Source organism: Sphingobium phenoxybenzoativorans (genome assembly GCF_001757355.1).
GTDB classification, from domain to species: Bacteria; Pseudomonadota; Alphaproteobacteria; order Sphingomonadales; family Sphingomonadaceae; genus Sphingobium; species Sphingobium phenoxybenzoativorans.
Genome location: NZ_MINO01000061.1, coordinates 1 through 23650, shown reverse-complemented (window position 1 = coordinate 23650; position 23650 = coordinate 1). Strand labels below are relative to the sequence as shown.

The window sequence follows — 23650 nt, the reverse complement described above, 5'->3', positions numbered from 1 at the left end:
CATTGGCGGCCCGAACCGTTTGCCCGGCGATGTCCGCCTGTTCGCGCGCTGCGACCAGGCGGCGGTCGGCTGCGACCGCTTCCACGTAAGCCAGGGTCACGGCGAGCCGGAGATCCGCTTGCGCGATCGCCCGGTCGATCTGCGCGCGCGCGCCCTGGGCATCAGCAACGCCAATCCGCGCCGAACGCTTCCCGCCAAGCTCGATCGGCACCCCTACCGATATGGTCTGCTTCGGCGCCTCGATGTCGTTATAGGCGCGCGAACCGCCGACATTCTCGATGTCGCCGTTGAGCGTGGGATTGGGTCGCAGACCGGCGACGTCGCGGCCGGCGCTGACGGCGCGAATACCCGCCTCGGCCGCCTGCATGTTGGGTGAGGCCGCGCCGGCCAATTCCAATGCCTGGTCGAGAGTCAGGGCAGGGCCGGTGGCAGGCGCCGTCGTCTGCGCGTGCCCCAGAGGCGCGAAGGCCGCGCCGAGAGCAGCGACGACGAGCGTGCGAGCAAGGCTGGGAGAGCGCAGCAGCATGGACCTTGGATCAACGGGAAGGCTGGAGTTCTGCCCGCGCGTTGCGGACGATCTCGTAGGCGGAGTGAAGAAACAGCAACGCAATGACGCCTGCGACGGCCAGATCGGGCCAGGCGCTGCCAGTCCAGGCGACGAGGGCAGCGGCAACAATGACGGCGATATTGGCGAGTGCGTCGTTGCGGCTGAACAGCCAGATCGCACGGACGTTGGCGTCACCCTCGCGGAACCGGGCGAGCACCAGCGCGGCGGAGACGTTGACCGCCAACGCGACGATGCCGATGCCGCCCATCAGTTCCGCCTCCGGCGCCGTGGCATTGAACGCGCGCCAGGTTGCGAAGCCGATTACCCCGATACCCAGCGCGCCGAGAAACAGCCCCTGTGCAAGCGCCACTTGCCCTCGCGCGCGGGACGACCACGCCAGTGCCAGGAGACCGATCAGGCTGATCGAGCCGTCGCCGAGGAAGTCGAGCGAGTCCGCCTTGAGCGCCTGGCTATCGGCCAAGAAGCCGCCGCCCAGCTCCACGAGACCGAAGCCGAGGTTGAGGGCGACGACGATCACCAGCGAGCGCCGGTAAGCCGGGTCGTGCTGCGCGCGCTTTTGATCGCCGTGGCAGGCGCAGGAATCAGATGAGGAATCGGCCATCAGCCTTCCCTACAATCTCCAGTCACTGTAGAAGCAAGCGGATTTGCGAAAAGGGTCGCGGCAGCCTGGGGCGGTCATGGAATGAAGATCGGCGAATTGTCGCGTTCGACGGACACCAAGGTGACGACGATCCGCTTCTACGAGGAGATCGGCCTCCTGAACCGACCTGCGCGGACGGCGTCAGGCCGGCGCACTTACACGACCGGCGATGTCGAGCGGCTCAATTTCGTCCGGAACGGCCGCAGGCTGGGATTCTCAATCGAGGAGATCCGCTCGCTGATCGCACTCGCCAGCGAACCAAACCGTGATTGCGGAGAGGCAATGACGATAGCATCGTGCCACCTTGCTGCGGTTGAGGAACGATTGGAGCAGCTCACTGCACTTCGGGACGAGCTGGCCGTGATGAGCCGCGACTGCGACCGACAGCGCATTGCCGATTGTCGCGTGATCCATACGATCGCAAGGCCCGTCGGGTCGCCGATATCGATCGGTTTGTCGCCGGCCCGGGCTGGCCGCGCAATGAGCTGCGAAGGTCACGCTACGGCGCGCGAAGCCAGTTCCGCCGCATCGTCGCGCCTCCGTCGTTCAGCCTTTCGTTCTGAATAGCGATCAACGAGTTGCACGGTGTGCGGGCGGGTCAGAACCGTGAACCGAACCAACTCCTCCATCACGTCAACAATGCGGTCATAATAGCTCGACGGGCGCATGCGGCCATTCTCGTCGAACTCCTTGAACGCCATTGCCACGCTCGACTGGTTGGGGATGGTGATCATCCGCATCCAGCGGCCGAGCAGGCGCAGGGTGTTCACCGCGTTGAACGACTGCGAGCCGCCCGACACCTGCATGACGGCGAGCGTGCGGCCCTGGGTTGGCCGCATGCCGCCGAACTCGAGCGGCAGATGGTCGATCTGCGCCTTCATGATGCCGGTGATCTGGCCATGCCGCTCCGGGCTACACCAGACCATGCCTTCAGACCAGAGCGCGTGCTCGCGAAGCTCATGCACGGCGGGATGATCGTCGCCCTTCACCTGATCGGGCAATGGCAGGTCGCTGGGGTCGAATATCCGCACCTCGGCGCCGAACAGGATCAGCAGCCGCGCCGCTTCTTCGGCGGCGAGCCGGCTGAATGACCGTTCGCGCAGCGACCCGTAGAGCAGCAGGATGCGCGGCGGAGGCTGATCGTCGCCGAGGCCCGCACCCGGCCGGGTGATAACGATGCTCCGATCAAGCGCGGGCAGATGGTCGGGGTCGGTCAGCGTGCGGAGACGGGTCATCCAAGATCCTTGACGAGATAGGTCGCACGAGGACCGCACAGCGACGTGAACTGCGCGGTCGCGGCGATGAAGGCGGGTGCCGCGTCGCGGTCGGCGTCGACATAACCAAGCCCTCGGAAGAACTCGGCGCTACCATTGGTGAGGAGGTGCAGCCGCTCGACCGTGCCGTCTGCTACCCGTTCGAGGCGTTCGACCAGCATGCGCCCATAGCCCTGGCCACGACGGGTCGGCAGCACGACCAGCGAGCGGAGCAGCCGGTCGGCGCCGTCGCCCTCAAGGCCAACGAACCCGATCAGCCCGTCATCGTCGGACAGGCTGAAGAACATCTGGTTGCGGCCACCCAGATCGTCTGTCGGGAGCTGGGCGGCTTCGAGCGCGAGCCGGAGAACGTCGTCGGCCTGCCGCGCCTCCGAGAAATAGACCTGCGTCACGCCGTCGCGCCCGCTTCGTACCACGGCCGCGTCCGCTTCACGATCGCAACGACCGACAGCATCACCGGCACCTCGACAAGCACGCCGACGACGGTGGCCAACGCCGCACCCGAGTTAAGCCCAAACAGGCTGATCGCTGCGGCAACCGCCAGCTCGAAGAAGTTAGACGCGCCGATCAGGGCGGCCGGGGCCGCCACGCACCATGCCACCCCGAACCGGCGGCTCAGCCAATAAGCGAGCCCCGCGTTGAAATAGACCTGAATCAGGATCGGTACCGCAATCAGCGCGATGACGAGCGGATGGGCGATGATCGCCTCACCCTGAAACCCGAACAGCAGAACCAGCGTGGTGAGCAGCGCCAGCAGCGAGATCGGTCCAAGTCGGGCCAGCAGACGATCGAGGGCGGCCTGTCCACCCGAGCCGATCACCGCACCGCGGACGATCTGCGCGACGATCACCGGCACTACGATGTAGAGCATGACCGAGATCAGCAGCGTGTCCCATGGCACTGTGATGGAGGCGACCCCGAGCAGCAGGCCGACCAGCGGGGCGAAGGCGAACACCATGATCACGTCGTTGAGCGCGACCTGGCTCAGCGTGTAGGTCGGCTCACCCTCGCAGAGGTTGGACCACACGAACACCATCGCCGTGCAGGGCGCAGCCGCGAGCAGGATCAGGCCGGCGATGTAGGAACTGACCTCGGCCGCCGGCAGCAAGGGTCTGAACAGCCAGCCCAGGAATAGCGTGCCGAGCAACGCCATCGAAAACGGCTTCACCGCCCAGTTGATGAACAACGTGACGCCGACGCCCTTCCAGTGCTGACGCGCCGAGCCGAGCGCCCGCAGGTCGATCTTGAGCAGCATCGGTATGATCATTAGCCAGATGAGCACCGCGACGACGAGGTTGACCCGTGCGACCTCGGCCGACGCGATCGCCCCGAACAGGCTCGGGAGGGCATAGCCAAGGGCGATCCCGACCATAATGCACAGTGCCACCCAGACGCTGAGATAACGTTCAAAGGTGCTGATCACCGACTTGGGCGGCGCGGCCGTGGTCATGCGCCGATCCTGTTGCCCGCCTCGTCGATGACCTTCTCGCCATCTTCCTTGGTGAAGGCGCCACGCTGCCCGGTCGGCAGCAGGTCGAGCACTTCTTCGGACGGGCGGCAGAGCTTCACGCCTAGCGGCGAGACGACGATCGGGCGGTTTATGAGGATCGGATGCTCGATCATCGCATCGATGAGCTGGTCATCGGAGAGCGCCGGGTCGCCCAGGCCAAGCTCGGCATAGGGTGTACCCTTCTCGCGCAGAAGCTCGCGCGGCGTGATGCCCATCCGCGCTATCAGCGATACGAGGCGGGAGCGGTTCGGCGGCGTCTTCAGATACTCGATGACGTGCGGTTCGATGCCGGCGTTCTGGATCATCGCCAGCGTGTTGCGCGACGTGCCGCACTCGGGGTTGTGGTAGATGATGATGTCGACGGTCATGGGAGCCCTCAGCAGCAGGGGGTGAGCTCGGTGATCAGCGGCTCGCAAAGCTCCGCCTTGCCGCCGCAGCAGTCCTTCACGAGAAACAGGGTCAGCGCCTTCAACTGGTCCAGATTGGCGCGGTAGTTGATGACGCGGCTGCGCCGTTCGGACCGGATCAGGCCGGCGCGCGCGAGCGTAGCGAGGTGCACCGACATGGTGTTCTGCGGCACATCGAGCGCCTTGGCGACCTCGCCCGCAGGGAGACCTTCGGGCTCGTGGCGAACAAGCAGGCGAAATGCGTCGAGGCGCGTGCCCTGCGCGAGCGCGCCGAGCGCCGAGATGGCTGAGTCGTTGTCCATATATCTACGGTAGTGGATATATAGATCACCAGCAAGCCTGGCTTGTTCCGCCGTCGCCTTGTCGCACCAAGCGACCGAAGCCCCCCGAGAACAGCTATGGTCATCGACATTGCCCCGCATGCGCGAGGGGAGGCAATCTCATGGTCACCATTGTTCGGGCGGGTTCCGGCGAACTAGGTATCCCCGCTGGCCTGCCGATCCTGTTCGACGCCGACATGGCGATAATCGAGCCTGCCTTCGTCTGGCTGATGGAGCATGCGGAACTCAGTGGCCGCGCCCAGGCGTCTGAAACCGTGCGGACCTACGGTGAGCATCTGTACGACTGGTTCGACTCGCTGGAGCAATCGAGGATCGAATGGCGCGAGGCCGACGAGCGCGTCATCGCCGCCTATCGGAACCGAATGCTGGAGAATCCCAGCACGCACACCGGAAGGCCTTACGCCCGGACGACGATCAACGCCCGCGTCTCGACGGTCTGCCGCTTCTACGCTTGGGCGCTCGATCAGGGGCTGATCGATCATTGCCCCTTCCGGCTGACCGAGAAGATGACGCTGATGCTCGATGGCGCCTATCGTCCGGGCTTGCAGCGGCGGCAGGTCAATGCGCTGATCGTCTCGCGCCCCGAGAAGCTGCCGCGGCCACTACGCGCCGACGAGCTGGCGCGGCTCTTCGCGCATCTCAAGCCCACAGCGCGTCTGGCGGCACAATGGGCGCTCGGGGCGGGCTTGCGCCGTAAAGAGCTTTGCGCACTCACAGTCGAACAGCTCCCCGATAGCTGGCCGCTCGACCTCGGCAGCGACCCGCTGGTCGGTGTGCCGCTGCATATCACCAAGGGCGATCGGCCGAGGACGGTCTATCCGCCGCTGCGGTTGCTCGATCATACGCATTGGTATGTCGGTGAGGAGCGCGCACGGATCGTCCGCCGTATCCGTCGATCCGATCAGCACTACCGCGTGCCTCCCAATCTCCTGTTGAACGAGCATGGCCGCGCCATGACCCGCAAGCTCCTGACGGCGCAGCTCGCAGAAGCGTTCAAGGCCGCAAGGCTCCATGGGACATTACATTGGCTGCGCCACACCTTCGCGATGGCGATGCTCGCTCGTCTCCAGGTCCAGGCGCGCGCGAACCCCGATCTCAATCCGCTCAAGGTCGTGCAGGTGCTCCTCGGCCATGCCTCGATCACAACGACGGCGATCTATCTGCGCTGCGTCGAACTGCACGAACGCGACCTGAGCGAAAGCCTCGCCTATCTCTACGGCGAGCTGATCCCGAACGATGACTAGGGGCCGCCTCGACCGGACACTACGGCTCGACCCGGTGCCGCCGGATCACCGCGCTGACGTCGCTGAAATCCAGTTCCGCGACGAATGGGGCAAGGTCGTCCAGCGCTTCGACCCTGCGCTGTTCGGAATGCCGGATGACCTGAGCATAGCTATCGCCCGCGCCTTCCGCGATCATGACGTGGCTTCAAGCGCCGCCACCCGCATAGCGCGTTGGTTCGCCCTGCGCGTGTTCGGCAGGTTCCTACGCGAAGACGCCCGTGTTCAGCGTGCGGCCGACCTGGATACAGCGACGATCCGCCGGTTCATCACGTGGCTGGCCAAGCCTATGAATGGACGCGAGCGCGGTGTCCGTTCGCAATCGGCGCAGCTTGGGATGATCCGACCGGTCCTCCAGCGCGCGATAGCGGACAATCCAGGCATGTTCGCGCCCGACTTCACCCTTCCCAACAATCCCATCCCACTCGCCGGCATCCAGCGGACACCGCAAGAGAGGCTAACACCGGCTGCAATGCGCGCGTTGCTGGCCGTCTGCTACGCCGACATCGACACGGCCTGGGACAAGTTCCAGCATGGGCAAGCCGTCGTTGCCCTTCCGAACGTGCCGCTCCATGGCGGCCGGAGCGCCGAGCGGGATCGCTGGATCTGGAAGCTCCATCGCCTCGGTCACGGGATCATGCCGCCCGCCCGACGGTCGGACTTTGGCAAGCCGGATAGGCAACGGATCGCCGACGTTGGCGGGTTCCGGGAGCTCGAAGGCTATCTTCACCTCACCACAGACACGCTCGCTGCGTTCTATATCGTCCTGCTGATCCAGACAGCGGCTAATGCCGGCCCTCTGCGCCAGATCAAGCGCGACTGCCTGGTGCCCCATCCACTCGACCGAAACCGGGTCATGGTCGAGTGGGTGAAACCCCGCGCTGGCGGCAAGGTGAAGCGAATGCAACGACGCTCGTTCGACAATCGCCGGCCGTATGCGGCACCCCGTCTGATCGGGAAGCTCCTTGCGATGACGGCGCCGTTGCTGCCGCATGTCGAGCCTGCCCGCCGCGACCGATTGTTCCTGCACCGCTTCCTTATGACGACTGGCCGTCTCGCGCGCCAGCATCACGCCGGCCATATCGTACAGGCGACACTGCGGTCGGCGATGTTGCGCTTCTATGAGCGTCATAACGCCGCGATCACGTCGTGGAACGAAGCGCATCCCGAAAAGCCCCGTTCGCCGCTTCCGGACTTCTCGCCCAAGCTGTTCCGCAGCAGCATGGCCAGCGCCCACTATACCGCGTCTCAGGGCGACATCATGGAGGCCAAGGCGGTCCTCAATCACGCGAGTGTCGTCACAACCGACATCTATGTCGACGGTGAGGCCGTCCGCCGCCTCGAACGCGAAACAATCGCCCGGCTCCAGTCGCTGATGATCACATGGGTCCGGGGGGAGACAAGTGCGGACCGCCAGCCACATCCGACATCGGACGCCGGCGCCCCCGTAACGGTGTTGTTCGGTCACGACTGCCTTCGCCCGACCGACAATGGCCACGCGCGCCCCGGTCGCGTCTGCCCGAAACTCGGAGGCTGCCTCGCCTGCCCGGGCCTGATCGTCCCGATCGATCCGGATCATCTCGCCCGGATCGTCCAGGCGACCAGACACCTTGAAGCGGCGCGCGAGGGGATCGACCCGATCCGGTTCGGCCTCTTCTACGCGCCCAGCCTTCAGGTACTGACCAAAGATCTGCTCCCGGCGTTCCCGCCCGAGATGATACCGGATGCCGAACGGCTCATGTCCGCTCTGCCGCCGCTGCCGGACCTGGAATAGTCCTCATGGCCGCCGTCCTGAAACCCACGCGGACCATCCCGGCAGCCTTGATCGGAAGCGATGCCGCGCCAGCCCCGAAGGAGTTCAACTGGGGCTTCACCATGCCGGACGGCAGCCGGTTCAGCGACAACGAGTGGACACCGCTCCGCGAAGCGGCGGAGCTGTTCCTCCTCTCGCTGCGAAGCGATCCGCCGGAAGGCCGAACGACGCTCCGAAAAGACACGATCCGCGGTCACTTCGGCGGCATCCGCTTCCTCGTTCGGTGGATGGCTGCCGAGAACGTTCGCTGCTTCCGGAATCTCGATCAGGAAGCGATCAGTCGGTTCGTCGCGATGTTGCGGGCTCGCCCTGGCAGGAACGGTGCGTCGCTCTCGATCAGTACCGCCGAAAGCTATCTTGGCACGATCCGCACCTTCCATATGCAACGCGACAAGCTCGACGACGCGCCGCCGAACGCGCCGCCTCGCGCTGCATCGGTCGGGAGAGGACACTGGAAGCCTTATGGCGGCCATCCTCACACGCCTGACGAGATCGCCGTGCCGCTCGTCAGCGGGGCAATCGCGTTCCTAGGCGAGCCGGCGGACCAGATACTCGCGCTGCGCGACCATCTCGAAGCTCTCTATGCCCGGTTCCGTCCGCACCACGAGGGACGAATGCTACACTGGCACATCAGACGCGCCATGCTGGACGAACCCTGTCCCTGCGCCGACCGGTACGCGAACCCAAAATGGCCGCTGCGCCGCCTGGCGTTCATGCTCGACCGCCTTGGCGACGCCTGCTTCGTCGTCATCGCCTATCTCGTTGGCGCAAGAGCCTCCGAGATACTCAGGCTTGAAGAGGGCTGCCTGGAGCGTCGCCCGGCCGATGGCGGCGGAGAGGACCACGTCTATCTGGTCGGCACGATCACGAAGACGTCGCGGACGGAGCACGGCGACATCCACCGCTGGCTCGCACCTGAGCCGGTTCAACGGGCAGTCGAGATCCTCGAGCGTCTCTCCGCTCCACTTCGCGAACTCAGCGGGAAGAAGAATCTCTGGCTTCACCAGCTCGGCAGGGGACGATCACCACTTCCGACAATGATGCCCATCTCTCGACTGCGGCCGCCCATGGTCAATGTTCGCTTGAACGAGCGCCTTGCGCCGTTCCTCTCCTTGCCGGATCATCAAGGCGGCACCTGGCGCCTGACGACCTATCAAGGGCGCAAGACGTTCTCGCGGTTCATCGGTCGGCGCGATCGCACCGGCCTCACGGCGCTTCAACGCCACCTCGGCCACGTCCACCGCGCAATGACCGATCGCGCGTATGTCGGCACCGACTTCGAACTCGCCGAACTGATCGACGACCACACCGCCGAAGAAACCCGCAAGGCGCTCGAAGATCTGCTCCTGGCGCCGCACGTTGCCGGAAAGGCCGGGGTCATGCTGTCCGAGCGGTCACCGTTCCGTGGTCGCACGCGTCCCGGCGACGTCGACGTCTATATCACCGAGATCCTCGCCGAAACGGATATGCGCCTTGGCGTCTGCGACTGGGGCTACTGCCTCTATCGCCGCGAAACCTCCGCCTGCCTCGGCGGCGAGCGCGAGCCGAACCCAGAGCTTCGCACGCAAAGCACATGCTCGACATGCGCCAACTTCGCCGTGACCGATCGGCATAGGCCGGTCTGGGAAGCGCGCCTTGAGCGCAACACCACATTGCTCCGGCGCGACGATCTCGACGGCGAGAGCCGTGCCCTTGCCGAAGCCCGGATAAAGGAATCTCGCCAGATCCTGAAACAACTCGATGAGGGGAACGCCGGTGAACCCTGAATGTGACCTATCCACCCCGCAGGGGCGCCGACGGGCCAATACCGATGCCCGCCTCCGCGAAGCTCTTGGCGCCCTTGAGAACAACCCATCTGCCGCGCCAACGGTCGCGGCGCTCGCACGAGCAGCCGGGGTAGGCCGCAACATCATCTATTCGCATCATGCCTCCGTTCTTGACGCCTTACGAGAGCTCCAATCGCGGCGAGAGGGCACGGCCGAGACGGCTGCCACTGAGGCCGACCGCGCACGATCTGCTCTTCGTGAGGCCGAGGACAGGAATATCGCTCTCGCGACACATAATGCGAGCCTTCTGAAACGTGCGGTCGAGGCCGAGCAGCGGGCGGAGCGGCTCGAGCGCCGTAATGCGCAACTCGTGCAGGAACTCGATCGAATCCGCCGGCCCGCACCGATCCGCGCCAGCATCGAAGCATCCGATCCGTGTGCTGCCTGAGGACAGTCCAGCGCTAATCGGGCGTCTTGAAAGGAGAGGGGGAGCGAGAATGGCGGAAATGCAGGCTCTGCGGGGCTAATGGGGCAGATTGATCCGGACGTAATGCTCCCAGAAATGGAAGGTGGCCCCCCAGGAAGCATGGACGGCGGGCTGGGAGCCAGCGCGACGTTGCTGGGACGGAGTAGGGCGGGTCACCAAGCTGATCGGGTATGATGCCTCGGCGCGTGATACGCAGCGTTACCGCCATGCGCTCGGCTGCGAGGATCCGCGCTACCACTACCGTTATCCGTTGCGCGAATGGGGATGGGACCGCGCGCGATGCGCGGCGCGGATTGCGGCGGCGGGTTTGCCCGTTCCCCCCAAATCGAGCTGCTTCTTCTGCGGCGCGATGAAACCGGACGAAGTCATGGACCTGTCGGTCGATGAGTTGCGCGTCATTGTACTGATGGAGGCACGCGCGCGGCCACGCTTGCGCAATGTTCAGGGTCTGTGGCGCAAGCCGGTGCTTGGCTGTCGCGGTGCTAAGCTGCGGCCCGGTAGCATGACCGAGTTTATCCGCGAGCGGGGGCTGCTGTCACCGTCCGAGATCGACCGGATCGTGGAAATCGCGCCAGACGAGCTCTTGGATTTTCAGGCAGCGCAAGCCGCCCTTCCTGTCGAGAAGCGGACGCGAATGGGCGACTGGCTCTACGATTTCCAGCACGCAGCTGCAGCGCTGCGCACCAGAACACGCCTGCCTGATGATCCCGAGCGTGCATCAGCCAGGTCGCGTTTTAGCCAAGGAGGACCGGGTGCCACACTATAACCACCTTGTCACGATTGCCTTCAGCATCGTTTCGGACCACGTCCGCGGTGAGGATTTCACGCCTGCGATGCTCAAGGAGGCATTGTTCGCGCGGATCCGTGACCTCGACACCAGTACCGACGGGGTCGAGTGGCTCGAAGCGGTCGGCGCGCCATGCGACACCTATGAGGAAGAGCCGCCTATGGTCTCTGATCGCTGACACCAATGACGGCTGCGCAGACGAGGGCCTACGTCGGACCATTTCGATCATGTCAGCGATCGTGACGACAGTGGGCGCAAGCACAGGCACGAACTTGCAGCATCCTCGACCATGATGACGCCATCTCACCCTGCGTCGGTCTCGCCCTTACATCGTCCAGTATCGGTGCGAGGAGGTCGACGCGCCTTGCACCATAGCGCGCCAGACCACTCCTGTTGGACGAGCGGCGCAGTGATCCGATCTTGAACCATTCGTTCCGACCTCGATGATCCGCTCGTGCGGACGCTGTCTGTCATGGTGCGGGCACCAGATGACGATGTCGGTGCCATGCCGGATCGGGGGTTATGACATGGCCGCGTTCAAACGGGTGACAGCGCGATCCGAAGCCCCAGATTTCGCTACGAGCGGCTGCGGGGGAGATATTAAGCTTACCGTCTGAACCGACAGCCTCGCCGCCAGAGGATGCGGCACATGGGCGGTCGCGAGGGACAGGCAACCCTTTCGCTGCGGGCCGTGTTGCCGCGTGCCGCGGCTGCCCGCTCCACCTCGCCACGAAAGGGTTTCCCTCGGCTACGCCTCGGTGCCTGACCCTCTTGATCGACCGCCCAGGAGGTGCGCATCCGGCGGAGAGGCCGCCGGTTCAGAACCGAAAGGCAAGCCATCATGTCCACCTCGCTAGCAGCCGCCTTGGCGGCACTGGAACTGGGCCATCTCGAACCTGCCGCCGAAGAATTGTCGGGCATGGCGCCACCGCCGACCGAGGCCCTGGAGCAAACCGTCACCGCCATCTGGAGTGACCTCTTCACGACAATGACGAACACGTCGATCGAACGCGACATCGAGGATCTCGGCTGGAGCCTGGTCAATCTCTTCCACCGCGCCGCCGCCAAGAAGCATGGGCTTGTGGACCGGCTAACTGACGACATTCGCCTCCTCCTCGCCGAACAGGACGGCTCCGAGATCAGCACCAACGATCTGGAGGAGAAGATCGATCTCGCCAAGAAGGTCGAGGAATCCGCAGGCGCCTTCGAGGTCATGCGCGACGTCGCTGCCGCTCACTATATGCGCGAGACGGGCCGGTCCTGGGTTCCTTCGTCTGGCAACCGCATTTCGCTGGGCGTCACGGCCGCGATCGTCGACGGCAATGCCTTCCTGCGGGCCCGTCGCGAACGTCGCCTCGAGGCCAATACCGCCCGCGGCACGCCGGTTGTGTTTGCAGGTGGTCGCCTGACCTTTGCCAATGATGCCGATCTCAAAACCTTCGCTGACAATTTGCTGGCGACGCTCAACAAGGTCCGCGCCCATGTCGGTGACATGTATCTCGTCCATGGTGGTGACATGAAGGGCATCGAGCGGCTTGCGGCCTCCTGGGCCGAACAGAAGGGCATCCAGCAAGTACGGTTTGGTCTCGATCGCAAGCTGGGGGATCGTGCTGGGTTCCGCCGAAACGAGAAGATGCTCTCGCTCAACCCCCGGTTCGTCATCGCTTTCCAAGGCAATGGTGTGACCGAACGGCTCGTGATCGAAGCAAAAACCCGCAACATCCGTGTCGTCGACCGGCGGGGTCCGCTCGGCACCCCTCCGGCATCCCTCAAAGCCGGGGGCCGTCAGCGATCACGCTGACGGCCAGGGGGCACCCCGGTGTGGGTGCCTTCCCCTCTTCCCAGCTTCATAGGGAACGGGTGCACGCCGGCCAGAGGGGAGGTTGCGACGGCGTGAATGAGCCGAGCGGCATCGCCGGCTCGTCCTCAAACCATTCCTACTGGAGATGTGTAATGGATGATGCAGCACCGCTGACGCCGGTCAATATCGACTGGGACGCCGTCATGGCACGCCACGCCGCTTATGAGGCGAAGACCGCCTCGCTCATGCCGTTGAACAAGGCGGCGCTGTTCGATTCGCTTCAAGCTGTCGGTATCACCTTGGTCACGGTGGCCTTCGACGGTGGTGGCGATTCTGGTCAGATCGAAAGCGTCGACGCCGTCGCCGCCGACGCACCGGCGGATTTGCCTGAGGTGCAGATTGCCCTGTTGAAGGCGCAGCCGGACGGCTCTGGAACCGAGACGGCGATCATGTCGGTCGCCGACGTGATCGAAGATCTTGCGTATCAACTCCTGACCCAGAGCCATCCGGGCTGGGAGAATAATGATGGCGCCTATGGCGAGTTTCGCTTCGACGTGTCCGCCCGGACAATCACGCTCGATCACAACGACCGCTACACCGCGGTCGAATCCTTTGAGCATGAATGGTGAGGAGGGTGTGATGGGACATTGCTATCACCACGCGCTGTCGTCGGTTCGTAAGTGGGGCGGCGTGGCCGAGGATTATCTGCCGCTGCATCAGTGGTTCGATGAATCGAAATCCATCACCGCCGATTATCGGCATCGTGCGCTGCGGCACCATGCCGAAGGCATATTCATGCTCGAGCGCTTTTTTGGTGCGACCATCACCATCTCAACCGGGCGTCAGGTGCCCGTTCGCCTGATCGGCGAGCAGCACGTCATTGAAGACCTTGGCTTCATTCCGAGCTTTGTCGATTGGGTTCGGTGCATACAGCCCAAGCCCTGGATGGGGCGTGCGCAACCGATCCATACCGTTGTCGATCCATTTGCCGTGGCCGATGGCAATGCCACCGAGCGCGCGACAGCGTAACGGCCTCATATGCGGCGGGGGCGACCCGCCGTATCCGGGCTGGTGATTGCCGCCCGGACGATCACCTCGGCGGCGATGTGGAGACCTCGAGCGCTCTGTCATGATCTGCGCGCAGACGGGGCTACGACGATTGACCGGTGGTCTTCGCGCTTGTCGACCTGCAAGGACGAAGGCCGACACTTGGCAGAAGTGCAGGCCATCTTGTCTGCTCAGGGAATCCGTCAGCACTCTGTCTACCGTGTCGCTGACGCTTGGGGCCACAAGGGTGGGCAATTGGTGTGAAATGTACCACCCCGGCTGGGCTCGTGGGGCTGACGGGGCGGGGATAGACGGCGTCCGGCATGGTTTCCGTGAGGTCGTGTCGGCAGTGAGGAATAATCCCTTCTTATTCACCTGCCCCCTAAGTCGACCGTCCAGCGCCTCCAACCCGCGAACCTTCGGGCCGAGTTGCCGTGTGCCACGGCTGCCCGCACCACCCCTCGTTTCGGGGTTTCCCTGCGCGCTTGCGCGCTTCGGTGGAGGCGCCGTCCTGGCCGCCTTTTTCGGGGATCAGTCGAAGGGATCATCCCTCGGCCGACAGAAATGGAAACCTCGACATGCAGAACATCGTCATCCTCGCCGGCAACGTCGGCGCCACCCCCGAAGCCCGCACCACGCAGGGCGGCACCAAGATCACCCATTTCAGCCTCGCGACTTCGCGGCCCAAGCGCGACAGCGACGGCAAGGTCATCAAGGATCGCGACGGCTACCGCGTCGAAGACACCGAATGGCACCGGATCACCTGCTTCAACGGCGTCGGCAAGACCGTTGAAGAATATGTCGACAAGGGCATGAAGGTGATGGTCCGCGGCCGCATCCACTACACCAGCTGGACCGATCAGGACGACATCAAGCGCTACGGCACCGAGATCATCGCCGACGAGGTGACCTTCCTCACCCGTGCCAAGCCGGCGGATCGTTCGGGCAACGACATGCCGGATGACGAAGAGATCCCCTTCTGAAGCCGGATCGGCCCGGTGGCAGATGCCACCGGGCCTTCTTTATATGAGCACCGGTACGCCAGTGTATCTCGTCCGACACGCTATTCGAACCCTGCAGGCTTCAGCGCCGTGCGCGCTTCGCCGCCTAGAAGGGGCGGGCGGCGCGAAGGCGACAAACAATATGATCCACTGAATGGATGATCTGCCCCGATGAATGCCGGGTTCAGGCGTCCCGGCTATGCTCAGTCGTAATGCGGGCCATCGACATGCGTAGCGCTGAAATCCACGCCGCGCCGCATTGCCACGAGGTCGAACCGCTTGAAAAATGCAAGGGCTTCACCTGGCGTAACGCGCACTTCCACCGCCCGAACCTCTTTGGGGGCTGGGTCAAAATCAGCAGTTCGGAGGAGATATGCGACCAGCGATACGTCGGTTACAGGCGTGCCCCTGTTCTCGCCGGAAGCAATTCTGAACCCGACGACGCGTTCGTCCTTCTCCGCCCTCCCCAAGGAAACCAGATAGTCGGCAAGTGCAACATTATCAGAAATGTCTGCAGCGGCCGTTCCCTTGAAGTCGTTATATTGAACGCCAGCGTTGAAGGTATCCATTCTATTCCTCATTTTGCTGTTCTGCCTGAGGCGATACTAGCGTTTACGCCGGACTTCCAGCGCCGACCGGCGGCTCACAAGCAAGTGGCGGAAGATTGCTCTCCCGCCCCTTACTGGTGACGCTGGCGCTACTGCGCCGATGGTGCGGGGCCGGCCGCACCAGCAGACCAGCCAACGATCAGTGCCCAGACGGTCTCGAAAGAAACAGAGCAGAGCTTCATCACGTTAGTCACTGGGTTCAGGTTGGTGTTCTTGACCTTGTGCGCCTTGCGAGCGCGAGATTTTGAACGTGTAATCATAGGAAATCCCTCCATGAAAATGACGCTCGCAAAACGAAACGCCAGGGCCAAAAAGAGGACACCGATAATCAGCCAGCCTGCGGGATTTGAACCCCCCAGCACCCCGAAGCCATAAAGGCCGCGGCTTATATAAGTTCGTGGGCTTGCCCATTCAATGCACGGACGGGTGTGCGACGTGGCACACCTTCGACACCCAATGCAGAGCGGGTCTCGAACCATGCAAACAGGTCGCCTAGCGCGCGGCGCCGGAAGGCGTTGAGCCAGCGTCGGCGCCGATGCTCGGCCGCATCGTGGATCATGTAGCGGCGCTGGCAGAGCGAGGCGAGGTTTCGCGACGCATTGTCTGTAGGGTCATGGTTGAGATGGGCGCAGGCGGTATTGACGCGCATGATCCGGACAATCGCCGCGAGATCCTGTTCGGACTGTCGCACCGGCCGCTCTCGCCCGTCGCGCCAATGCTGCAGATGGCGGTCCCACCACCGCCCATCGCCCAAATGGAAAATCTGCTGCCCGTGGGGGCGGCAGCAATGCTCGCAGCGGCCCTTGGCGCGGTCGAAACGGATCACTTTCGACAGTTCGGCCCAGTCGATTGGATAGAGCCAGCGATGTTCCCGCATGATCGGCATATGCAGGATTCTGAATCATGGGCGACGAGAACGAAAAGGGAGAATGCAGACAGAAAGGCTTTTTCCCTGAGTGCAGCTCTACGCGCTCTCTATCGCCATTTCTGGCCATATTCGGCAAATCGCGCTTCGATTTCAGCGATGCGTTGGCGCTGCGGTGCCGTCAGTGCCGCCATGACTCTCTTGAACGCCGCCGGCTTCATCGTGCGCAGCTGACCTATGTCGCTGTCACGGCGCAGCCGCACCTTCCAGTCCGTTGGCCGAAAGACGATCCCTGCCGATCCCAGACGCCAGAAGATCATTGCCACCTGGTTCGGCGTGAACGCGCCTTTGTCATCGACGAAATCGATGAAATTCCATGCGTCGAAATCCGGGGCCTTCTGACCGAGCTTCAGCAATGCGGTCATCACCCGTTGTTTGCGTGCATCTTCCACCAGCCCACGGCGATGGCGATCGACCAGCTTGCCGGTCGCATCCGCATCGAGCCGCTGGCCCTGCTCGTCGATGCCGGTGATCTCGAAACGCTTGATGCACTCGGAGCCGACCAAAAGGCTCGACGTCGTGCCCGGATTCTCGATCTCGAAATGGTAGCGAAGATCCTGCTGGCCACACAGCTCGCAGGTGCCGTCCGTTGCTTCAAGATCGAAGAAGCGGCCCGTATAGAACCATTCGCGCAGCGCCGCGACGAGCGTGGTCGCGCGGCTGAGCGGTAACAGGGTTGCAGCCGCTCTTTCCGCCCAACCCGACATGGCCGCCTATTTCTTCTTCAGCGTCAGGGTGTTGGGTCCGAGCGGCTTGGCAGGTGCGGCAGGTTGTGCCTGAATCGGAGCGGCCCCCGCCGCTACGGCGGCCTGTGCAGGTCCAAAGGCGGCGCCCAGAACCTTTTGCACGATCGCAAAAATCGCTGTCAGATCATGTGGGTCGACCTTGGGGAAGACTGCCTTGCCATTGTGGACCAACGGGCGGAGGCGGTTGATGTTGACCGTGTAGAGATGGTCGCAGACCACATAGGCGATCCGGCCTTCAGCCTGTCCTTTGGGGTTCGGATTCTTGGAAAGCTGGTGAAAGTTCGTTCCGGCCTTCTGCTGTGCGCTCGTGACGGGCAGTATGATGCAGGTGTCGTGCAACGAGTTGGCCGCGCGAATGACGATGCCGGGATGCTCGTTCACGAACTCGGGCGCATAAGCGTCGTGCGGAAAATCGATCCAATACATCTGGCCCATGCGCGGACGACTTACGATACGCCGCTCGCGGCGGCTGATCGGCACATAGCCTGCCTTGATGATTTCATGATGGAACGGGAAAGGATGCCCGGCTTCGGTGACCAAATCGGCCACGTCCGGCATGTTCGAGAAGTCGATCGGCACATAGCCCTGCGCCAGCAACTGTTCATCGGTCGGGATCGGGACATAACCCGCTGCAAATAGTTCGGCCTCGGTCGGGAACGGCATTTCCATTTTCAGCTGATCTTCTGAATTATCGTCATTCGGCATGGAAAGACTGCTTTTCCCGGCGGTTGGTTGTCTCATTGTGGTGTGGCCGTGTTCATTGGCCGACTATAGTCACCCCTTAGCGCATCGAGCGCGATCTGGGTGTAGCCTGCTTCGTAAATTTCGATCTGGGTGCGGCGCTTATAATAGGAAAGCCGACGGCCCGGCGTATCCGCCTCGATCCGCATGCGCGCCACGCCTCGGATACCTGGCGCGCGACGATGTTGTGCCAGCGTCACCAGCATGTCGACGCCATAGCGTTCGAGCAGGTTGCTGCGTTCTTCAGCAAGATTGGCCGCAGCGTCGAGCATGGTGCGGGTGAGCTGATAGACATCGTCACCCTCGCCATGATGATACAGGGCGGCGGGATCGACAGGGAACAACGGCTCGGCGTCCGGTTCCTCGCTGTCGAAGATCCATGCCTCATACCAGATGGCCCCGATCTTCTCGAGCATCGCCACCCGAGCCCAGAAATCCTCCCAGACGCCATCCTTGCTGCGGCTTTTCGAGCGATGATAGCCCGCCCAGTCCCCCTTCGCAGACTTTGACCCACCTACGAGGCGAAGTGCCCAGACAGAATGGATGCCGATCTCGAATACCTTGCGGGCAGGATAAGCGTCGGGTGGGGTCTCGCTCAACGCGCTGGTCGGCACACCGAATGTCGCATCGAGCTGCACCAGACCATAGAGGTCCACCAGCATTCGCAGCAGAAGCGCGTCCCCGGTCTCGCGGACACGGCGAAGCATGGATGCCTCAGTCTCGATCCCCGTCACCAAAGCGACCGGAAGAAAGATCGGGTCGCTGTCGAGCGGGATCGGCTGCAGACGATATTGTGGATACAGCTTCGTTGAGCGATCGGTGTGCGCGACGAACCCGTGCTGGATCAGCTCATCAATCGCGACTTTGGCCCGGGGTTTACCCATCCCCGTATGCTGTTCGCACGCCTTGGTCGACCATTTGCTGAGCTGATGGTCACTGCCGGTGCCGGCAAGCAGCACTATATATGCCGTGACGAGGTTCAGCCGGTTGCCGGTCTCAACCTCCCACAGGCGTTCCCAGGCTGCACGATCAATGGCAAGGAAGTTGCCACCACGCCCTTTCCCCCGAACGCGATCGGCACCGACTGATTCGGCTTCGGGGGACGCCGAACCGTCCAAAGGCGCATTTCTCGATCGTTCCACGAAGGCGTGGTAGCACGTCCTTCTGTCCCCATCAAGGGTATCAATGCTATCAAGGTATTCAAGGCAATCCAGAACAGTAGAACATATCAAGGAAATCAAGTATCATTCGAGTATGCCGTTTAGCGTTCAGTCCGGTAAGGAATGGTTGAAATCAGAGGTTTAGGACTCAACCGCGAGTTGAATTTTAACGTCTTAGGCCTATATAGAACTCACAGCTTCGGCTGCTCGGCTTAACGGCCTTTTGGAATTACACCGCAAGGTGCTCGGGGAGAGTTTCGCAAGAGGCTCTCCCCTTTCCTCATTCAGATCTCCCAGCGTCAAGCGCCTTTCGGGTCGCCGATCGCGCATTGCGCGTTCAACGCGGGGGAACACCAAGAATCCTGCCCTTTCGTTCCCTAACGGCAAAGATAGGTCGATATCCGCAGATGGTCTTCGCGATAGCGACCGGCAGCCATCGTACCTACGCCACTCCACACGTGACATTCCGCAATTGTCTTTAGCGGAAGTCTCGCGGCTTGATCTTGATGCCCTCGGTTGGCTTGCCCGGGATGATCCCCGATCCTAGCCGTAGGTCGGGAATATAGATGTCGCGGGCGTGTCGCCCGAGCGGCCGCTGCTCGCGATCACGCGGGTCGGGCGCCATCGGGTTCCTGACGATGTCCGCACGGCTGACCCGATAGATATCGGCGACGTCGGCGCGGCGGCCGACACTTGCAAGCATTCCCGACAGGTCATCGAGGCGCTGCGCGATGACATGGATCACCTCGCCTTCGCGCTGGACTTGGCCGCGCACTCCCATCATCGAGGCGCTCAGCACCGTGCGCCGGTTCTTTTCGAAGACATTGGTCCATACGACGAGATTGGCCACATCGGTCTCGTCCTCGAGCGTGATGAACATCACGCCCTTGGCGCTGCCGGGCTTCTGGCGGACCAGCACCAGCCCGGCCAGTTCGATCCAGCGGCCATCGCGCGTCGTGCGCAACTGCTCGCAGGTGATCATCCGGCGCGCCTTGAGCTCATCGCGCAGGAACGCCACCGGGTGCGCGCGCAGCGAAAGACCCGAGGCGCGATAATCCTCCACCACCTCCGCGCCTTCACCCATTTCGGCCAGGATGACGGTGGGTTCGATCGCTTCCTCGCGCAGCTTGCCCGCCCGTTCGTCTGCCGCTGCGAACAGCGGCAGCGCCGCGCTGCCGAGGCCCTTCACCGCCCACAGGCCCGATCGCCGGTCGGTGCCTAGCGATCCAAACCCGTCGGCATCCCCGATCCGGTCCAGCGCACCGCGCCCGACGCCGGCACGGCGCTGGATCTCCTCAATGCTGGTATAGGGCCGATCGCCCCGCGCCGTCACGATCGCCGCTGCATCTGCATTGGACAGATCGCGCGCCATGCGCAGCCCAAGCCGCACCGCCTTGTAGCGTCCGCGGCTCTCCTCCAGCGTGCAATCCCAGCGACTGGCATTGACGTCGATCGGCCGGATCTCGACGCCATGCTCGCGCGCGTCGCGCACGATCTGCGCCGGGGCATAGAAACCCATCGGCTGCGCATTGAGGAGGCTTGCGCAGAAGGCGTCGGGATGATGGCATTTCATCCAGGACGAGGCATAGGCGATCAGCGCGAAGCTGGCGGCATGGCTTTCGGGAAAGCCATAGGAGCCGAAGCCTTCAATCTGCTTGAAAGTTTTCTCGGCGAACTCCTGATCATAGCCCCGGCCGACCATGCCGCTGATCAGCTTGTCGCGGAAATGGCTGACGCCGCCAGTTAATTTGAACGTCGCCATCGCACGGCGCAGCAGGTCCGCCTCACTGGCGGTGAAGCCGGCGCATTCGATCGCCACGCGCATCGCCTGTTCCTGGAACAACGGCACGCCGAGCGTCTTCTCCAGCACCCGCCGCAATTCCTCGGTCGGATAGGTCACTTCCTCCTCGCCGTTGCGACGCCGGCGATAGGGATGGACCATGTCCCCCTGGATCGGGCCGGGCCGCACGATCGCCACCTGGATGACGAGATCATAGAAGGTCCTGGGCGCCATCAGCGGGATCGAGGCCATCTGTGCGCGGGACTCGATCTGGAAGACGCCCAATGTGTCGGCCCTGCGGATCATCGCATAGGTCGCGGGATCCTCGGCCGGGATGGTGGCGAGGTCATGCCGCAGCCCCTTGTCGTTCTCGAGAAACTCGAACGCGCGGCGCATGCAGCTCAACATGCCGAGCGCGAGCACATCGACCTTCATGAAGCCGAGAAGATCGATATCGTCTTTATCCCACTCTATCACCTGGCGATCGTCCATCGCTGCCGGTTCGATCGGCACCAGTTCGTCGAGCCGGTCGCGGGTCAGCACGAAACCACCGGGATGCTGGGAAAGATGACGCGGGGTGTTGATCAGCTGGCGGGCGAGGTCGAGCGTCAGCGCGAGGCGCGTGTCGCTCATATCGAGATTGAGCTCCTGCGCGTGCTTCTCCTCCACCCCTTCGCGGCTATAGCCCCAGATCGCCCCGGCCAGGCCCGCCGTCACATCCTCGGACAGACCGAGCGCCTTGCCGACTTCGCGCACCGCGCCGCGCGCCCGGAAGCGCGTGACGACGGCGGTGAGCGCCGACCGGGTGCGGCCATAGGTCTCGTAGATCCACTGGATCACCTCCTCGCGCCGCTCATGTTCGAAATCGACATCAATATCGGGCGGCTCGCGCCGCTCGGCCGATACAAAGCGTTCGAACAGCAATTCCGAGCGCACCGGATCGATCGAGGTGATGCCGAGCACGTAGCAGACCGCGCTGTTCGCCGCCGACCCGCGACCCTGACACAGGATCTCGCGGCGCCGCGCTTCGGCCACGATCGCATGGACGGTCAGGAAATAGGGGGCATAGTCGAGTTGCCCGATCAGCTGGAGCTCATGCTCAAGCTGCCGGCGCACCTTGCCGTCGACGCCTTGCGGATAGCGCGTCGGCGCCTTCTCCCAGGTGAGCCGCTCCAGTTCTTCCTGCGGGGTGCGGCCGGGCACCTGGATCTCGTCGGGATATTGATATTTGAGCTCGTCGAGACTGAAGGCGCAGCGCTTGGCGAATTCGACGCTGCGCGTGACCGGGCTGCTATCCTTGAGATAGCGCCGGAAGAGCCGCGTCATCTCCGCGCCGGTCTTGAGATAGCGGTCGGCGAACCGCTCGCGTGCGTTGCCCAGCGTGTCGATGGTGCATTTCTCGCGGATGCAGGTGACGACATCCTGCAGCAGGCGGCGCTCGGGCAAATGATAGAGAATGTCGTTGGTCGCGATCGTCGGCACGCCTGCGGCGGCCGCGATCCGCGACAGGTCGCGCAGCCGGATCGCGTCCTTCGGCCGCCGCCGGACCGACAGCGCCATATAGGCGCGTTCGCCAAACAGCCGCTTCGTGCGCGCCAGCCCGGCCTGCGTCGTCGCATCGGCCCTGTCGGGGACGAGCATCGCCAGCAGTCCCTCGTTCCAGTCGGCCACATCCGACCAGTCGAGATGGCAGGCACCTTTGCCCGCGCGCGTCTTGCCGATGCTGAGCAGACGGCACAGGCGACCATAGGCCGCCTTGTCGGTGGGATAGACGAGGAGGGCGGTGCCATCGGTCAGATCGAGGCGGCAGCCGACGATCGCGCGGACGCCGGTCTGCCGTTCGGCGTCCCATGCGCGCACGATCCCGGCGACCGAATGGCGATCGACGATGCCGAGCGCCGGCATGTCCATCGCCGCCGCCGTCGCGAACAGATCCTCGGGGCTCGAGGCGCCGCGCAGGAAACTGAAATGCGTCGTCACCTGGAGTTCGACATAGTCCGGCTCGCCCGTGCTCATGCGAAGGCGCCGTGGATGAACCAGCGCATGGGGCCGGTCGCGGCGCTCTCGCCGTCGCCGGCGCGGAACAGCCAGTAGCGTCCGCCACTCAGCGTCTCGACCTGATAATAATCGCGCACGCTAAGCGGTTGTCGGCCCTCGATGCCGCCATCGCGCCACCATTCGCCATGCAGTCGCTCCGGGCCGTCACCCTGCGTCACCCGGTATCGCCTGCCGCGCCAGATGAACATGCGCGGCGCATCGTCGGGCAGCAGCGCAATCACCTCGATCGGCTCGGGCCTGGCCAGCAGGCGTGCCGGGCGTGGCAGATCATCGTCCCACCCCGCGCCGCGCGCTTCGCCCAGCGCCGGCGCGCCGGTCGCCGAGCGTTCAGGCATGCCGCTGGGGCAAGGCGCCATCCGGTGCAGGTTTCCGGGTCCGAAGCGGTTGGCGAGCGTATCGACCAGCGCCGCGAGATCGGGTCCGCGCCGGCCCAGATGCTCAAGGCTCTCGCCCTGTCGCGGCGCGGCCGCCTCCATCAGCGAGACCAGCAGTGTCATCGCCTCGATGCCGAGACCCGGTTCTACCGTCTCGATCTTCGCGCACAGCAATTTGGCGAGATGCTCCGCATCCCGGCTCGGCGTCGCCGTCCCGATGCGGATGACTTGGGCTTGGCCATCGACACGGTGAAAATAGCAGTCGAGACGCCTGCCGCCGCGCCCCGCACGGGCGAGCTGCTCGACAATATCGGCGACGAGATCGCCGATCACCTGGGCGAAGGCCTCCGGCGTCGCGATCGGCTCCATGAAACCGCGCCGCGCGCGCGGCATCTGTTCCGGAAAGATCGGCTCTATGGGTTCTGCGACCTGCCCGATCGCCTGGTCGAGACGGCGATGCAGGCTGCGCCCGAACCGCTTGGCAAGCGGCGCGCGCGCAGCGCCGAGCAATTGCTCGACCCGCTCGAAGCCGAGCT

At 63.8% G+C, this 23650-nt stretch carries 26 protein-coding genes; 11 read left to right on the top strand and 15 right to left on the bottom strand.

Annotated elements, in window-relative coordinates; translation table 11 throughout:
* Together BHQ40_RS19620 and BHQ40_RS19615 are read right to left on the bottom strand one after the other, a co-directional pair.
* Positions 1-526, bottom strand: a 526-nt coding sequence (locus tag BHQ40_RS19620; protein ID WP_139139369.1) for a TolC family protein, incomplete at its 3' end; no start/stop codon positions are given.
* Positions 527-536: 10 nt separating this feature from the next.
* Positions 537-1169: a cation efflux transmembrane domain-containing protein gene (locus BHQ40_RS19615; protein ID WP_030090577.1), complete on the bottom strand. Its 633-nt coding sequence runs from the start codon at positions 1167-1169 to the stop codon at positions 537-539.
* An 81-nt stretch (positions 1170-1250) separates the two neighbouring features.
* On the opposite strand from BHQ40_RS19615, the gene BHQ40_RS25350 reads away from it, so the two are divergent.
* A complete protein-coding gene (locus BHQ40_RS25350; protein WP_081876176.1) occupies positions 1251-1775 on the top strand; it encodes a MerR family transcriptional regulator in 525 nt (174 codons plus the stop codon).
* Here the strand turns inward: BHQ40_RS25350 and arsH are convergent.
* The 5 genes from arsH to BHQ40_RS19585 are packed head-to-tail and all read right to left on the bottom strand — an operon-like array spanning position 1703 to position 4701.
* Entirely contained in the window at positions 1703-2443 is a 741-nt protein-coding gene (gene arsH, locus BHQ40_RS19605) for an arsenical resistance protein ArsH (protein ID WP_030090579.1), read from the bottom strand. The two genes, BHQ40_RS25350 and arsH, sit on opposite strands and share 73 nt — an antisense overlap.
* Positions 2440-2898, bottom strand: a complete 459-nt coding sequence (locus BHQ40_RS19600) for a GNAT family N-acetyltransferase (RefSeq protein WP_253183417.1) — start codon at positions 2896-2898, stop codon at positions 2440-2442. The genes arsH and BHQ40_RS19600 overlap by 4 nt, the downstream gene beginning before the upstream one ends.
* A complete protein-coding gene (gene arsB, locus BHQ40_RS19595) occupies positions 2871-3932 on the bottom strand; it encodes an ACR3 family arsenite efflux transporter (RefSeq protein ID WP_030090581.1) in 1062 nt (353 codons plus the stop codon). The genes BHQ40_RS19600 and arsB overlap by 28 nt, the downstream gene beginning before the upstream one ends.
* On the bottom strand, positions 3929-4360 hold the full coding sequence (arsC, locus tag BHQ40_RS19590; protein ID WP_070157526.1) for an arsenate reductase (glutaredoxin): 432 nt from the start codon (positions 4358-4360) through the stop codon (positions 3929-3931). Before arsC ends, arsB begins: the two co-directional genes overlap by 4 nt.
* Positions 4361-4368: 8 nt before the next feature.
* Positions 4369-4701, bottom strand: a complete 333-nt coding sequence (locus BHQ40_RS19585) for an ArsR/SmtB family transcription factor (protein WP_030090583.1) — start codon at positions 4699-4701, stop codon at positions 4369-4371.
* A gap of 140 nt (positions 4702-4841) precedes the next feature.
* Here BHQ40_RS19585 and BHQ40_RS19580 point away from each other — a divergent pair, with 140 nt between their 5' ends.
* The 10 genes from BHQ40_RS19580 to BHQ40_RS19535 all read left to right on the top strand — a co-directional run bounded on the left by BHQ40_RS19580 (position 4842) and on the right by BHQ40_RS19535 (position 14704).
* Entirely contained in the window at positions 4842-5984 is a 1143-nt protein-coding gene (locus tag BHQ40_RS19580; protein ID WP_070157525.1) for a tyrosine-type recombinase/integrase, read from the top strand.
* On the top strand, positions 5977-7794 hold the full coding sequence (locus BHQ40_RS19575; RefSeq protein WP_070157524.1) for a site-specific integrase: 1818 nt from the start codon (positions 5977-5979) through the stop codon (positions 7792-7794). The genes BHQ40_RS19580 and BHQ40_RS19575 overlap by 8 nt, the downstream gene beginning before the upstream one ends.
* Positions 7795-7799: 5 nt before the next feature.
* Positions 7800-9599 (top strand): site-specific integrase, encoded by a 1800-nt coding sequence (locus BHQ40_RS19570; RefSeq protein ID WP_070157523.1) that lies wholly within the window; start codon positions 7800-7802, stop codon positions 9597-9599.
* Complete coding sequence (locus BHQ40_RS19565) at positions 9589-10047, top strand: hypothetical protein (protein WP_139139368.1); 459 nt, start codon at positions 9589-9591, stop codon at positions 10045-10047. Before BHQ40_RS19570 ends, BHQ40_RS19565 begins: the two co-directional genes overlap by 11 nt.
* A 121-nt stretch (positions 10048-10168) precedes the next feature.
* Positions 10169-10852, top strand: coding sequence for a hypothetical protein (locus tag BHQ40_RS19560; RefSeq protein ID WP_253183416.1), 684 nt, complete (start codon positions 10169-10171; stop codon positions 10850-10852).
* A complete protein-coding gene (locus tag BHQ40_RS19555) occupies positions 10839-11051 on the top strand; it encodes a hypothetical protein (protein ID WP_139139367.1) in 213 nt (70 codons plus the stop codon). The genes BHQ40_RS19560 and BHQ40_RS19555 overlap by 14 nt, the downstream gene beginning before the upstream one ends.
* 663 nt (positions 11052-11714) lie before the next feature.
* The gene (locus BHQ40_RS19550) at positions 11715-12674 is read left to right on the top strand and encodes a DUF2493 domain-containing protein (protein ID WP_070157520.1); all 960 of its coding nucleotides are present in this window, start codon (positions 11715-11717) and stop codon (positions 12672-12674) included.
* A gap of 92 nt (positions 12675-12766) precedes the next feature.
* On the top strand, positions 12767-13303 hold the full coding sequence (locus tag BHQ40_RS19545; RefSeq protein WP_253183415.1) for a DUF6878 family protein: 537 nt from the start codon (positions 12767-12769) through the stop codon (positions 13301-13303).
* Between the two features lie 10 nt (positions 13304-13313).
* Positions 13314-13703, top strand: a complete 390-nt coding sequence (locus tag BHQ40_RS19540) for a DUF6915 family protein (protein WP_070157518.1) — start codon at positions 13314-13316, stop codon at positions 13701-13703.
* A 596-nt stretch (positions 13704-14299) separates the two neighbouring features.
* Positions 14300-14704: a single-stranded DNA-binding protein gene (locus BHQ40_RS19535; protein ID WP_070157517.1), complete on the top strand. Its 405-nt coding sequence runs from the start codon at positions 14300-14302 to the stop codon at positions 14702-14704.
* Positions 14705-14925: 221 nt separating this feature from the next.
* Here the strand turns inward: BHQ40_RS19535 and BHQ40_RS19530 are convergent, their stop codons facing one another.
* The 8 genes from BHQ40_RS19530 to BHQ40_RS19500 all read right to left on the bottom strand — a co-directional run.
* Positions 14926-15291, bottom strand: coding sequence for a hypothetical protein (locus BHQ40_RS19530; protein WP_070157516.1), 366 nt, complete (start codon positions 15289-15291; stop codon positions 14926-14928).
* A 128-nt stretch (positions 15292-15419) separates the two neighbouring features.
* The gene (locus BHQ40_RS25830) at positions 15420-15692 is read right to left on the bottom strand and encodes a hypothetical protein (RefSeq protein ID WP_139139366.1); all 273 of its coding nucleotides are present in this window, start codon (positions 15690-15692) and stop codon (positions 15420-15422) included.
* A gap of 23 nt (positions 15693-15715) precedes the next feature.
* Positions 15716-16216: a hypothetical protein gene (locus BHQ40_RS19525; RefSeq protein WP_070157515.1), complete on the bottom strand. Its 501-nt coding sequence runs from the start codon at positions 16214-16216 to the stop codon at positions 15716-15718.
* An 89-nt stretch (positions 16217-16305) separates the two neighbouring features.
* Positions 16306-16962, bottom strand: coding sequence for a hypothetical protein (locus BHQ40_RS19520; RefSeq protein WP_070157514.1), 657 nt, complete (start codon positions 16960-16962; stop codon positions 16306-16308).
* A 6-nt stretch (positions 16963-16968) separates the two neighbouring features.
* Positions 16969-17706 carry a type II toxin-antitoxin system PemK/MazF family toxin gene (locus BHQ40_RS19515; protein ID WP_070157513.1) on the bottom strand — a complete coding sequence of 246 codons (738 nt, stop codon included), beginning with the start codon at positions 17704-17706 and terminating at the stop codon, positions 16969-16971.
* A gap of 32 nt (positions 17707-17738) precedes the next feature.
* A complete protein-coding gene (locus BHQ40_RS19510) occupies positions 17739-18860 on the bottom strand; it encodes a hypothetical protein (protein ID WP_070157512.1) in 1122 nt (373 codons plus the stop codon).
* Between the two features lie 520 nt (positions 18861-19380).
* Positions 19381-22698, bottom strand: coding sequence for an error-prone DNA polymerase (locus BHQ40_RS19505; protein WP_070157511.1), 3318 nt, complete (start codon positions 22696-22698; stop codon positions 19381-19383).
* The coding region (locus tag BHQ40_RS19500; RefSeq protein WP_070157510.1) for a DUF6504 family protein at positions 22695-23650 on the bottom strand (956 nt) is incomplete at its 5' end. The genes BHQ40_RS19505 and BHQ40_RS19500, both read right to left, overlap by 4 nt.

Bases quoted from the DNA above. Each gene is read 5' to 3' on its own strand.
- BHQ40_RS19550 (WP_070157520.1), top strand. From the start codon at position 11,715: ATGTCCACCTCGCTAGCAGCCGCCTTGGCGGCACTGGAACTGGGCCAT.
- BHQ40_RS19615 (WP_030090577.1), bottom strand. From the start codon at position 1,169: ATGGCCGATTCCTCATCTGATTCCTGCGCCTGCCACGGCGATCAAAAG.
- BHQ40_RS19575 (WP_070157524.1), top strand. From the start codon at position 5,977: ATGACTAGGGGCCGCCTCGACCGGACACTACGGCTCGACCCGGTGCCG.
- BHQ40_RS19525 (WP_070157515.1), bottom strand. From the start codon at position 16,216: ATGCCGATCATGCGGGAACATCGCTGGCTCTATCCAATCGACTGGGCC.
- arsH (WP_030090579.1), bottom strand. From the start codon at position 2,443: ATGACCCGTCTCCGCACGCTGACCGACCCCGACCATCTGCCCGCGCTT.
- BHQ40_RS19505 (WP_070157511.1), bottom strand. From the start codon at position 22,698: ATGAGCACGGGCGAGCCGGACTATGTCGAACTCCAGGTGACGACGCAT.
- BHQ40_RS19515 (WP_070157513.1), bottom strand. From the start codon at position 17,706: ATGCCGAATGACGATAATTCAGAAGATCAGCTGAAAATGGAAATGCCG.
- BHQ40_RS19535 (WP_070157517.1), top strand. From the start codon at position 14,300: ATGCAGAACATCGTCATCCTCGCCGGCAACGTCGGCGCCACCCCCGAA.
- BHQ40_RS25350 (WP_081876176.1), top strand. From the start codon at position 1,251: ATGAAGATCGGCGAATTGTCGCGTTCGACGGACACCAAGGTGACGACG.
- BHQ40_RS19520 (WP_070157514.1), bottom strand. From the start codon at position 16,962: ATGTCGGGTTGGGCGGAAAGAGCGGCTGCAACCCTGTTACCGCTCAGC.
- arsC (WP_070157526.1), bottom strand. From the start codon at position 4,360: ATGACCGTCGACATCATCATCTACCACAACCCCGAGTGCGGCACGTCG.
- BHQ40_RS19570 (WP_070157523.1), top strand. From the start codon at position 7,800: ATGGCCGCCGTCCTGAAACCCACGCGGACCATCCCGGCAGCCTTGATC.
- arsB (WP_030090581.1), bottom strand. From the start codon at position 3,932: ATGACCACGGCCGCGCCGCCCAAGTCGGTGATCAGCACCTTTGAACGT.
- BHQ40_RS19530 (WP_070157516.1), bottom strand. From the start codon at position 15,291: ATGGATACCTTCAACGCTGGCGTTCAATATAACGACTTCAAGGGAACG.
- BHQ40_RS19580 (WP_070157525.1), top strand. From the start codon at position 4,842: ATGGTCACCATTGTTCGGGCGGGTTCCGGCGAACTAGGTATCCCCGCT.
- BHQ40_RS19540 (WP_070157518.1), top strand. From the start codon at position 13,314: ATGGGACATTGCTATCACCACGCGCTGTCGTCGGTTCGTAAGTGGGGC.
- BHQ40_RS19585 (WP_030090583.1), bottom strand. From the start codon at position 4,701: ATGGACAACGACTCAGCCATCTCGGCGCTCGGCGCGCTCGCGCAGGGC.